This is a genomic window from Sphingomonas astragali, assembly GCF_051400615.1.
In the GTDB taxonomy this organism is placed as follows: Bacteria; Pseudomonadota; Alphaproteobacteria; order Sphingomonadales; family Sphingomonadaceae; genus Sphingomonas.
On record NZ_JBLFFH010000003.1, the window covers coordinates 673,660 to 685,537 of the forward strand.

Sequence of the window (11,878 nt, forward strand, 5' to 3'; positions counted from 1 at the left end):
AAAATTCATGCCGCCTCGGCGAGCGGGACGATCGCGCGGGCAGCGATGTCGTCCAGGCTCTCGGTAATCCATCGCGCGTAGTGCTTCTCGATCATCGCGACGGACGTGTCGTGCAACGCCGCCACGAGACGGATCGGAATGTCGGCCCGGATCGCACGTACAATCGAGCTGTGGCGCAGCGCATAGGGAATGACGCCAGGAACGCCAGCGGCGTCGACGGCCTTCTTCCACCATCTTGCCATCTCCGACGGCGTTTTCCAGGGCTGCCGTCCGACACGTTCCCATTCGGTCGCCTTTATCTGGCGATAGTGCCACCGCTCCAGCAACACCGCATTGGGCTCTCGTCCATCGACGAAGGGATGCAGCGCCTCGATGATGTCCCTGCCGATCTGGATGCGGATCGGCGCGCCGCTTTTCTTGCCGCGGCCTTTGCGCGAGGGCGGGACAAACACGCAAGTGCGGGCAAGGTCGACATCGCGGACCCGCATCCGAACGATCTGCGAGAAGCGGGCACCCGTTGCACCTAGGAGCAATGCCAGGACGTAGTTGTCTCCGTCGGCGTCCTGCAGCCGGAGCGTCGAGAGGATCGTCCTGATAGTCTCATCGGGGAGAACCTGATTATCGCGCGCGACGGGCTCGCTGGCACTGTCCTCCGCGAAGACCGGCCGGCAGCCGAATTTGATCGTGACTGCAAGGTCCCTCGGCACCTTCTGGCGATATTCGATCGCGGCATCATTGAGCGCCGCTTTCAGCTCAGACAGGACTCGTTGCTTGCTTGAACCCGCCATGGGCCTCAAGCGACGCTGCCAGGCACGAATATCCGCCTCGGTGAGATCACAGAGCTTCACAGTGCATATCTCGTCCGCGAGAACGTGCGGCGTCAGCTTGAGCGAGGCAGTCGAGCGTGCCGGCCGGCCCACCTTCGCCGTCTCTCGCGCATCGCGCATCGCTATGAACGCGGAAACGACGTCGGCTACCGTCAAATCCGACTTCACCGTTTTCGTCGCGCCGTTGGACTGAACCTCGGCGTCTCCGGACACTTGTTGCGCAAACCATTTGTTCGCTGCGTCGAGCGCCTGCTTCCAATTCAGGATGGTCGTCCCGTTCGCTTCACAGGAGTCATCGGCGGCCCCGAGCGTGTGCTTGAGGTAGTTCTCCTCACCGCCGGCCACGCGAAATCTCGCGACCCAATTCCCGACCCGCTTGCCGCGATAATAGCCGATATGCTGGCCTTCGGAGACCATCCTCCAGTATGGATACCCACGCGGCTTCAGTCGGGCGCGAGCGCTGCGCTCCTGCAATCTGATTTCGCTCGTGACGCGACCCATACCGAACCCGAAAATTTGGGTAATCCTTGGGTAATAGACATACCAAAACCGCCGGGGACGCTCAAGGAATATACTTGCTCAAGTGATTGATTTTATTGAAGTCCATGGGGGTCCACTGGCGGTTTTTTTGCGCGCTTTCACGGCTGAAACACGGGTTCGATTCCCGTAGGGGTCACCATATTGAAATGCCGTGGTTTTTTCTGCGTCCGGCGCGGAGTTCCCCATAACCGGCCGCGAGTTCCCACATGGGCTATCGACCCATCTGCACGACGGTCGTTGCGGCAAGTCGCGCGGCAACGTCGCGGGCCACGATCAGGGCGCGTGCCTGCTTGGTGTAATGGCGCACCGTGTCGGGCGACATGCCGCAGATGAGACCAATCTGGGTGCCCTCAAGCCCGACCTCCTTCATGTAGCAGGCAGCGTTCTTGCGGAGGCCGTGGAAGGTGTAGAGCACGTCCGGTTCGTTCTCCGCCTCGTCGGTGACCAGCTCACCGTCTTTGTCGAGCGGGCGTCCCTTGTCATCGCGCGCGACATAGCCAAGCTCCCGCATCAGCCGGCGGATACGGTCTTGGATGCGATCCTCCGATGCTGCTGGTCAGCCTCACGCTGGTCGACGGGGCAGGCAGGACGGTGTCGGAGAATTTCTACTGGCGCGGCCGCGATCCTGCCGCCTATCGCGCGCTCAATGATCTCGCGCCCGTCGCCCTCCCGGCGACCGCAACGCCGCCGGTGGTGGACGGGAAGGATCGGCTCGTGCGGGTGACGCTGGCCAATCCCACCACGACGCCGGCGCTCAACGCCAAGCTGACGCTGGTGGACGATGCCGGCAAGCGCATCCTGCCCGCGCAGACGTGCCTGTCCGTTGCTGCCGGGCGAGCCGATCACGGCGATCGCGCTCGACCTCGGCTATGACGGACCGGCCAATCTCTCGACCATGTCCAAGCGGATGCTGGGCGTCCCGACGAGCCGCCACTATCGATAATCCGTCAATCCGCCCAGGCGGCATCGTCGATGTGGAGCTCCGCCGCCGGGCGGCTGCCCCAGTCGTCGATCCTGGCGCGGCCGGCGAGCCAGAGGCGGCGGTGCGGCGGTGCGCCGAGCAGCGCGGCACCGAGCGCTGTATCGGCGGCGCGGAAGGCGACCGCCTTGAGGCTGCGGCCGTCGTCGCCCGCCGCGATCGTGCGGACGTGGCCGCTGCCGACCACGTCGACCTTGACCAGCCGCACCGGTCCCGCCGCGACGCGCGGGGCGGGCCAGCCCATGCCATAGGGGCCGCCGGCCTCCAGTGCGGTGACGAGATCGGGGCACACGCCGCCTGGCGCCAGTACCGAATCGATCAGCAGCGCGCGGTCGCCGGCGGCGCGGGCGACCGGCTCGGCGAGGCGCTCCTCGAGGAAGTCGGCGAAGGCGTCGAGCCGGTCGGCGGCGACGGTGAGCCCCGCCGCCATGGCATGGCCGCCGCCGGCGACGAGCAGGCCGTGCTCCCTGGCCGACAGCACCGCCGCGCCAAGGTCGACGCCGGGGATCGAGCGGCCCGATCCCTTGCCGACGCCCGCCTCGTCGAGTGCGATGACGATGGTGGGGCGATTGAGCTTCTCCTTGAGCCGTCCCGCGACGATCCCGATCACGCCGGGGTGCCAGCCGGCCCCCGCGACGACAGCGACGGCGCGGTTGCCCTTGACGTGGATCATCTCCTCGGCGGCGGCCTGGACGCCCGCCTCGATCGCGCGGCGCTCCTCGTTGAGGCGGTCCAGTTCCTGCGCGATCGCGCGCGCCTCGTCGGGATCGTCGGTGGTGAGCAGGCGCACGCCGAGGTCCGACTTGCCGACGCGCCCGCCCGCGTTGATGCGCGGGCCGAGCGCGAAGCCCAGGTCGCTCGCTGTCGGCGCGCGGGTGAGGCGGGAGGCTTCGATCAGCGCGCCGATGCCGGGGTTGCGGCGCTGGGCCATGACCTTGAGGCCTTGGGCCACGAAGGCGCGATTGAGGCCGCGCAGCGCGGCCACGTCGGCGACGGTGCCGAGCGCGACCAGGTCGAGCAGGTCGAGCAGGCGCGGCTCCGGCCGCTCGGCGAACCAGCCGCGCTGCCTCAGCTCGCGCAGCAGCGCGGCGCCGAGCAGGAAGGCGACGCCGACCGCGGCGAGGTGACCGTGCGCGGCGCCGTCGCCCTCGTCGAGGCGGTTGGGATTGACCACGGCATGGGCGACGGGAAGCGCGGCGGCGCATTTGTGGTGGTCGACGACGATCACGTCGACGCCGGCCCCGCGTGCCATCTCGAGCGCCTCGAACGCCTGCGTGCCGCAGTCGACGGTGACGATCAGGCTCGCGCCTTCGCGTGCCAGCCGCACCAGCGCCTCGCCCGAGGGGCCGTAGCCTTCCATCAACCGGTCGGGGATATAAGGACGGGGCGCAAGGCCGAGATCGCGCAGCAGCCGTATCATCAGCGCGGCGGAAGTGGCGCCGTCGACGTCATAGTCGCCGAACACCGCCACCGTCTCGCACGCGGCGACGGCGTCGGCGAGGCGCGCGGCGGCGCGGTCCATGTCGCGGAAGATCGACGGGTCGGGCATGAAGCCGCGGATGCTCGGTGTCCGGTGAGCGTCGAGGCCGTCGCGCGGGCAGCCGCGGGCAAGCAGCAGCGTGGTGACGAGATCGTCGGGCACCAGCCCGTCGCGGGCATCCGCCGCCAAGCCGCGCCACCGCCAGGGCTGGCCGAGGACCGATCGCTGGATGCCGAGGACGGGGGTCATCCGCATGGCTTAGCCCGGTCGAGGCGGCGAGGGTAGGGTGCTTGCCCCCATAAGCCCTTCGTCACCCCCGGCCTTGTGCCGGGGTCCACGGGGCGGCTTGTCCGTAGCTTGAGCCTCTCGCGCAAGGGCTGCGGCACCGTGGACCCGGCACAAGGCCGGGGTGACGGTGACGGGGGGACCGGTGCAGCGGTCTAGGAAACGTGCGGCTTCAGCGCGGCTTGAACCAATGGTCCTCACGGAACCATTTGGTGACGATGTATTTGACGCCCTTCGTCACCGCCATGCCCTCGTGGAGAGTATGGGGATTGGGGCTGCCGTCGGGCTTCATGTTGTTCCAGGCGAGCAGCATCCGCTTTCTCGGCGGCACGCGGACGCCGGCCTGAGGGAACCAGGTCGCACCACCTTCCTCGACGTCGCTCAGATAGATCATCGCGGTCCAGGTGCGCTGACCGCCCTCCGCCTTCATTCGCGGCCAATAATCGGCGGTCTCGTGGAAATAATCGTGATGCGCGCGGAATTGCTGGCCAGGCGCATAGCGCTGGCCCTGCATCGTCTCGCCATAAGGGGAATCGATGCCGAGCAGGGCGGCGATACGCTCGTCGATCGGGCGCACCAGCGGCGAGAAGCGATCGAGGTCGCAGCTCTCGCTGGTCCGAAAATTGGGATCGCTCGAGTAGGCGAGCAGCGTCGAGGGACGGCGGCCGGCGTCGATCAACCGAATGAGCGTGTCGCACTCCGCGTCGGTGACGAAATCCTGATGATAGAAGACATCGGCGGTCTCGACCTTGGCACGCTTGACGCTGGGGTTCGCTTCCAGCCGCGCGACCACGCTCGCGCCGAACTGGGCGCGGGTGCGGGACGGCGATCCCGCTTTCTTTTCAACCACGTTCATGATCCCGACCATGGCGCGGGAAGCACCAAAATCAAGGGGCCGGCCCCGCAGGACCGGCCCCTCGACGCGCAATCCAGGCAGCTTACCAGAAGATGTCGTAGATCACGTCGACCACCTCGCCCGTGTCCATGTCGACCAGCAGCGCATCGTTGTAGTAGCGCACCCAGCGATAGGGGCCATAGGCCGGCGGCAGGCGATACTCCCACGGATCGCCGATCCAATAATTCTGGGCGAACAGCAGGGAGCTCAGCGTCATGCCGATGCCGAAGCGGCGGTAGCCATAGTCCCATCCGCCGGGCGCATAATAGCGAGGCAGGCGATAGGCATAGCGGTTGCGCGAGCGCCAATCGCGCCAATTGTAGCGGTTGTCGTTGCGCCAGCCGCGGTTCCAGCTTCCGCGCCGGTCCCAGTCCCGGCGGTCCCAGTCACCGCGATTCCAGTTGCGCCGATCCCAATCGCGCCGGTTCGAGTCCCCGCGGCGGTTCCAGTCGCGGCGCTGATTCCAGTCGTTGCGGCGATCCCAGTCGCGGCGCTCGCTGCTCCAGTTGCGGCGGTCCCACTGCCCGTCGCGACGGTCGCGGTTCCAGCCACGGCGGCCGTCGCCGTCGCGGTTACCGCGCGGCGCGCCGGGCGTGGCGTTCACCGGGGGCCGGTTGTCGTCGCGGCGGAAGTCGGGACGGCCGTTGCCCTGCCAGCGGCCGCTGAAGCGGTTGCCGTCATTCCCGCCCGGCCTGAAGCCAGGGCGTGCCTGGCCATCGGGCCGCTGGAACTGCGGGCGACCCTGGAACTGCGGGCGACCCTGGAATTGCGGCCGGCCCTGGAATTGCGGGCGACCCTGCACCTGCGGACGATCGAAGCGCCGCCCGCCGTTGTCGAAGCTGCGCGCCGGAGCGCTCGGGCGCGACCAATCGCGGCGCTGACCGCTCCGCTGGAAACGCTCGCCGCCGCCGTTGCCGCGCGGCTGCTCGGCTCTGGCGTTCCCGCCACGGTCGCCGCCGCCTCGGCCACGCCACTCCTGCGCACTGGCGGCGATCGGCGCCAGCGCGGTCGCCGCGATCAGCGCGGCCAGAATCGCCTTCTTCATGTTCGTGTCACTCCACGGCCGGTCGCCCGGCACACGTCTCGATGGCACACTTATTGCCTGAACACCGATGAGCGACGGCTGAATTGCACTGAAAGCAATCTGTCAGGAAGTGGGGCGCTTCGGCGGCGGAGCGAGCGCCGGGACCGCGCGGGCCGCCTCGGCGGGATCGACGTCGGGCCGCGGCGTGGTGTCGATCGTCTCGTCGCCGCGCGCAATCGCCGCCGCCTGCTGGATCGCTGCGACGATTCGCGGGTAGCTGCCGCAGCGGCAGAGATTGGTGATCGCCGCCTTGATCTGGTCCTCGCCGGGATTGCGGCTGGCGCGGATCAGCGCCTGGGCGGTCATCACCAGGCCTGGGATGCAATAGCCGCACTGGCCGACGTTGGAGGCGAGGAACGCCTGCTGCACCGGATGGCTGCGGTCGCGCGACAGGCCCTCGACCGTGGTGACGAACACGCCCTCGATCTCGCCGATGGCGACGGTGCAGGAGCGGACCGCCTTGCCGTCGATATCGACCGTGCACGCGCCGCACTCGCCGGTGCCGCAGCCGTATTTGGTGCCGGTGAGGTTGGAGGCGTCGCGCAGCGCCCAGAGCAGGGGGGTGGCGGGGTCCAGCTCATATTCGACCGGCTGGTTGTTGACGGTGAAGCGGGTCATCCCCGCCGTTCTAGAGCCGGTACGGGTGAAATGGAATCGTGCTCCTGCGAAGCAGGAGCCCTGGATCACCGCGGTGCCGCTCGCGGCCTGGGCTCCTGCCTTCGCAGGAACACTGACACTGCTTCGATCCGAGCAGGACGGTCATGGCATCACAGGGGGCAGCTTCAGCATCCGGCCACCCAATGTCGTGGCATTGGAACGCGCGCCGCGCTGCGGGGTTGTCGGGCGGAAGTCCCAGGCGATGGAGTGCGGCAATGGCGAAGGTGCTTGGACAGTTCACGATCACGCAGGAAGCCGACGGCTATCTCCTCCACATCGAGGACGAGGACGGCGACACCGTCGAATACAGCGCGACGTACGAGCAGCTCGACCTGATCAGCGAGGCGATCGAGGAGCAGCTCGATCTGGACGAGGAGGAGGCGCTCGGTCTCGACGAGGACGAGGACGAAGCCGTCGACGACGAGTGATCAGCGCGTCCGCGGCGTCGGGATCGCGGTCGGCTCAGGTGACAGCGGTTTCGGACCCTCGGGCGTCGCATCGAGCAGCGCGTCACCGCCCAATGTGCGGTAGAGGTCGACGAGGTTGGTAGCGCGGTCCAGCCGCGTGCCGACGTAGCTGCGCTGTGCCGAATAGAGCGAGCGCTGCGCGTCGAGGCTCTGCAGGAAGGTATCGATGCCGCCGCGATAGCGGGCGTAGGACAGGTCGTAATTGTCCTGCGCCGCCGTCACCAGGCTGCGCTGCGCCGTTTCCTGGTCGGCGATGGTGCCGCGGCGGGCGAGCGCGTCGGAGACCTCGCGGAAGGCGGTCTGGATCGCCTTCTCGTAGGTCGCCACCGCCGCATCGCGCTGGGCGCGCGCCTGGAGCAGGTCGCCGCGCGCGCCGCCCGCGTCGAAGATGTTGTAGTCGATGCCGCCCGAGGCGTTCCAGGTGAAGCGATCGCCGTCGAACAGCGATCCCAGCGCCGTGCTCGCGAAGCCGAGCAGTCCGGTCAGGCTGATGCGCGGGAACAGCGCCGCGCGCGCGGCGCCGATGCGGGCGTTGGCGGAGCGGAGCTGATATTCGGCCTGCACCACGTCCGGTCGGCGCAGCAGGACGCCGGAATCGAGGCCGGCGGGCAGCTCGGCCAGCGTCGGCGCCGCCTCGTCGATCGAGGCGGGGAGCTGCGCCGGGTCGATCGGCGCGCCGACGAGGAGCTGGAGCAGGTTGACGTCCTGCGCGAGCGCTGTGCGCTGGGTCGCCACGTCGGAGCGGGCCTGCGCCGCGATCTGCTCGGCCTGACGGAGGTCCGTGCGCGGCGCGATGCCGCCCTCCAGCCGCAGCCGCGTCAGGCGGACGCTTTCCTGCGCGTTCTTGGCGGTATCCTCCGCCAGCGCGAGCAGGCTCCTGTCGGCGGCGTAGGTTAGCCAGGCATTGGCGATGTCGCCGACCAGCGCGAGCCGGGTGGCGCGCGCCGCCGCCTCGGTCGCGAAATAATCCTCCAGCGCCGCGCGGCTCTGCGAGCGGACGCGGCCGAACAGGTCGACCTCGAAGGCGGTGATGCCGACGTCGGCCGAATAGCTCTCGCGCACGTCGTTGCCGACGTTCTGGACGTTCGTGCCGCCCTTGCTCGCGCCCGCGCTCGCCCCGGTGCCGATCGTCGGGAACAGCGCGCTCCGCTGCGAACGATAGGCGCCGCGTGCGGCCGCGATATTGGCGGCGGCGATGCGCAGGTCGCGGTTGTTGGCGAGCGCCTGCCCGACCAGCGCCTGGAGGCGAGGATCGCGGAAGATGTCGCGATAGGTGATGCTGGGCAGCCCCGCCTCGTTCTGGCGGAGGTAGGCGTCGCCCACCGGCCAGGACGAGGGCACCGGCGCCGCCGGCCGCTCATATTCCGGCGTCATAGAGCAGGCTGCGAGCGCGATCAGCGAAACGACGGGAAGGATCGGGCGGATCATGCCGGCCTCGGCTCCCCTTCCTCGTCGTCGCGGTGCGGCGGCCCCTGGTAGCCAGTCGGTTTGCCCCGGAGGCGCGCGAGCCCGTCGCGGACGCTGCGGCGCACCAGCACGAAGAACAGCGGGATGTAGAAGATCGCGAGGATCGTCGCGGTGATCATGCCACCGATCACCGAGGTGCCGATCGCGATGCGGCCGTTGGCGCCCGCACCGGTCGAGATCGCCAGCGGCAGCACGCCGAAGATGAACGAGAAGCTGGTCATCAGGATCGGGCGCAGACGGATGCGGGCGGCCTCCAGCGCTGCATCCATCACACGTGCGCCTTTCCTCTCGGCGGCCTCGGCGAACTCGATCATCAGGATCGCGTTCTTGGAGGCGAGGCCCATCGTCGTCAGCAGGCCGATCTGGAGGAACACGTCGTTCTCCAGGCTCCGCAGCGTCACCGCGAACACCGCGCCGACCAGCCCGAGCGGGATCACCAGCAGCACCGCGATCGGCACCGACCAGCTCTCGTAGAGCGCGGCGAGGCACAGGAACACGACCAGCAGCGACAGGGCGTAGAGGATCGGCGCCTGCCCCGACGACAGCCGCTCCTGGTAGGATAGGCCCGCCCAGGCGACCGAGGTGCCGGGGATCTGCGCGGCGAGCTGCTCCATCCGCTCCATCGCCTGGCCCGAGCTGTGTCCGGGCGCGGACTGGCCCTGGAACTCGAACGAGGAGGTGCCGGAGAAGCGAGACAGCGTCGTCGGCGCCTGCGACCAGGAGATGCGCGCGAAGGAGGAGAAGGGCGCCATCTGCCCGTTCGATCCGCGTACGAACCATTTGGAGATGTCCTCTGGCGCGGCACGGAACGGCGCGTCGCCCTGCACGTATACGCGCTTCACGCGGCCGCGGTCGATGAAGTCGTTGACGTAGCGGCCGCCCCAGGCGGTCGACAGAGTGTTGTTGACGTCGGCTTCGTTGAGCCCGAGCGCGGAGAGCTTGGCCTGGTCGATGTCGATCTTGAGCGTGGCGATGTCGGGCAGCTCGGTGAGGCGTACCGCCCGCAGCGCCGGGTCGGTTTCCGCCATGTTGAGCAGCCGGTCGCGCGCGGCGGCGAACTGCTCGCGGGTGAGGCCGCCCGAGTTCTGCAGCTCCATCGTGAAGCCGTTCGACTGGCCGAGGCCGCGGATCGCCGGCGGCACCAGCGCGAACACCTGGGCGTCGCGCAGCCCGGAGAGCGCCTGCGAGGCGCGCTGGGTGATCGCGTCGGCGCTGTTCTGCGGCCCCTTGCGCTCGTCCCAATGCTTGAGCGCGAGGAAGCCCTGGCCGGTGTTCTGCCCGCTCGCACCGCCACCGCCACCACCGCTGACGGTGAACAGGACGCGCGTGTTGTTCGCTTCGTTCGCGAAGAAATATTTCTCGATCGCCTGCTGCACCTCGAAGGTGCGGCCGCGGGTGGCGCCGGCGGGGAGCCGGAACTGGATCTGCGCCCCGCCCTGGTCCTCGGTCGGCAGGAAGCCGGTCGGCAGGCGGAAGAACATCACCACCAGCAAGGCGCAGACGACGACATAGATCAGCAGGAACAGCCATTTGCGGTCGACAACCGTGCGGACCGAGCGCAGATAATGCTCGACGGTCCATTCGAATCCGCGATTGAAGCGGTCCGCCGCGCCGCGCAGCGTGCGGCCGACGAAGGGGAAGCGCCGCGCGAACCAGCCGTCGTCTCCGCCGCCATGGTTCTTCTGTTTGAGGACGTGGGAGGTGAGCGCCGGGCTCAGCACGATCGCGACCAGCACCGACAGCGCCATCGCCGATACCAAGGTCACCGAGAACTGGCGGTAGATCACGCCGGTCGAGCCGCCGAAGAATGCCATCGGCAGGAACACCGCCGACAGCACCAGCGCGATCGCGAACAGCGCGACCGTGATCTGGTTCATCGACTCGATCGTCGCCTCGCGCGGCGTCATGTCCGGATTCTCTTCCATCAGACGCTCGACGTTCTCGACCACGACGATGGCGTCGTCGACGAGCAGGCCGATCGCGAGCACCAGCCCGAACAGGGTGAGCGTGTTGATCGAGAAGCCGGCGATGGCGAAGATCGCGAAGGTGCCGAGCAGCACGATCGGCACCGCGACCGCCGGCACCAGCACCGCGCGCCAGCTCTGCAGGAACACGAACATGACGAGGACGACGAGGACGATCGCCTCGAACAGTGTCTTCACCACCTCGTCGATCGACAGTTTGATGAAGTCGGTGGTGTCGTAGGGGAAGGCGTATTTGAAGCCGGCCGGGAAGCGCTTCGACTGCTGCTCGACATATTGCTTGACGAGCTCGGCGGTCTCGAGCGCGTCGGCGCCGGGGGCGAGATTGATGGCGATGCCGGCGCCGGGATGACCGTTGACGCGGGTCAACGCGGTATAGTTCTCCTGCCCCAGCTCGACGCGGGCGACGTCGCTGAGCCGCACCGCGGCGCCGCTCGGCTGGGTCTTGAGGATGATGTCCCTGAACTGCTGCGGCGTCTGCAGGCGCGAACGCGCGGTGACGGTCGCGTTCAGCATCTGCGTGTTCGGCATCGGCTGACCGCCGACCTCGCCCGCCGCGACCTCGGTGTTCTGGTTCTGGATCGCGGTGACGACGTCGCCCGGCATGAGCTGGAAGCTCGCGAGCTTGTTGGGATCGAGCCAGATCCGCATCGCATATTGCGATCCGAACACATTGGAATCGCCGACGCCGGGGATGCGGCCCAGCGGCTCCTCCATGTTGGAGACCAGCCAGTCGGAAACGTCGCCGTTGGTGCGCGTGTCGGTCTCGTCGTAGACCGATACGATCATCAGGAAGTCCGGGTTCGACTTGGTGACCGTGACGCCCTGCTGCTGCACCTGCTGCGGCAGGCGGGACAGCGCCTGCTGCACCTTGTTCTGCACCTGGACCTGGGCGATGTCCGGATCGGTGCCCTTCTCGAACGTGGCGGAGATCGTCACCTGCCCGCGCGAGGAGGATGTCGAGGTGAAATAGAGCAGCCCGTCGATGCCGGTGAGCTGCTGCTCGATCACCTGCGTCACGCTGTTCTCCAGCGTTTCCGCCGAGGCGCCGGGGAAGTTCGCGCGCACGTTGACCTGAGGCGGCGCGACGTCGGGATATTGCGCGATCGGGAGCGAGAAGATCGCGCCGACGCCGCACAGCATGATGATGATCGCGATCACCCATGCGAAGATCGGGCGATCGATGAAGATGCGCGAGATCATCGGCCGGCTGCC

General features: G+C 68.1%; 10 protein-coding genes. 2 read left to right on the forward strand and 8 right to left on the reverse strand.

The annotated features are described in order from the left end of the window. Positions 1 to 5 precede the first annotated feature (5 nt). On the reverse strand, positions 6 to 1,244 hold the full coding sequence (locus ACMGER_RS17870) for a tyrosine-type recombinase/integrase (protein WP_436813506.1): 1,239 nt from the start codon (positions 1,242 to 1,244) through the stop codon (positions 6 to 8). A gap of 334 nt (positions 1,245 to 1,578) precedes the next feature. After that, on the reverse strand, positions 1,579 to 1,878 hold the full coding sequence (locus ACMGER_RS17875) for a hypothetical protein (RefSeq protein WP_436813507.1): 300 nt from the start codon (positions 1,876 to 1,878) through the stop codon (positions 1,579 to 1,581). 35 nt (positions 1,879 to 1,913) lie between these two features. On the opposite strand from ACMGER_RS17875, the gene ACMGER_RS17880 reads away from it, so the two are divergent. Further along, positions 1,914 to 2,240, forward strand: a complete 327-nt coding sequence (locus tag ACMGER_RS17880) for a hypothetical protein (protein WP_436813508.1) — start codon at positions 1,914 to 1,916, stop codon at positions 2,238 to 2,240. Positions 2,241 to 2,314: 74 nt separating this feature from the next. Here the strand turns inward: ACMGER_RS17880 and recJ are convergent, their stop codons facing one another. The 4 genes from recJ to ACMGER_RS17900 form a co-directional block, all read right to left on the reverse strand. Further along, positions 2,315 to 4,075: a single-stranded-DNA-specific exonuclease RecJ gene (gene recJ, locus ACMGER_RS17885; RefSeq protein ID WP_436813509.1), complete on the reverse strand. Its 1,761-nt coding sequence runs from the start codon at positions 4,073 to 4,075 to the stop codon at positions 2,315 to 2,317. 208 nt (positions 4,076 to 4,283) lie between these two features. Further along, positions 4,284 to 4,967, reverse strand: a complete 684-nt coding sequence (locus ACMGER_RS17890; protein WP_436813510.1) for a prolyl hydroxylase family protein — start codon at positions 4,965 to 4,967, stop codon at positions 4,284 to 4,286. An 82-nt stretch (positions 4,968 to 5,049) separates the two neighbouring features. After that, the gene (locus tag ACMGER_RS17895; RefSeq protein WP_436813511.1) at positions 5,050 to 6,051 is read right to left on the reverse strand and encodes an RcnB family protein; all 1,002 of its coding nucleotides are present in this window, start codon (positions 6,049 to 6,051) and stop codon (positions 5,050 to 5,052) included. A 102-nt stretch (positions 6,052 to 6,153) separates the two neighbouring features. Continuing rightward, positions 6,154 to 6,708 (reverse strand): (2Fe-2S)-binding protein, encoded by a 555-nt coding sequence (locus ACMGER_RS17900; protein WP_436813512.1) that lies wholly within the window; start codon positions 6,706 to 6,708, stop codon positions 6,154 to 6,156. A 254-nt stretch (positions 6,709 to 6,962) separates the two neighbouring features. Between ACMGER_RS17900 and ACMGER_RS17905 the strand changes: the two genes are divergently transcribed. Then, on the forward strand, positions 6,963 to 7,175 hold the full coding sequence (locus ACMGER_RS17905) for a hypothetical protein (RefSeq protein WP_436813513.1): 213 nt from the start codon (positions 6,963 to 6,965) through the stop codon (positions 7,173 to 7,175). On the opposite strand, the gene ACMGER_RS17910 is transcribed toward ACMGER_RS17905, so the two are convergent. Next, complete coding sequence (locus ACMGER_RS17910) at positions 7,176 to 8,642, reverse strand: efflux transporter outer membrane subunit (RefSeq protein ID WP_436813514.1); 1,467 nt, start codon at positions 8,640 to 8,642, stop codon at positions 7,176 to 7,178. Further along, the gene (locus tag ACMGER_RS17915) at positions 8,639 to 11,866 is read right to left on the reverse strand and encodes an efflux RND transporter permease subunit (protein WP_436813515.1); all 3,228 of its coding nucleotides are present in this window, start codon (positions 11,864 to 11,866) and stop codon (positions 8,639 to 8,641) included. Before ACMGER_RS17915 ends, ACMGER_RS17910 begins: the two co-directional genes overlap by 4 nt. Positions 11,867 to 11,878 lie beyond the last annotated feature (12 nt).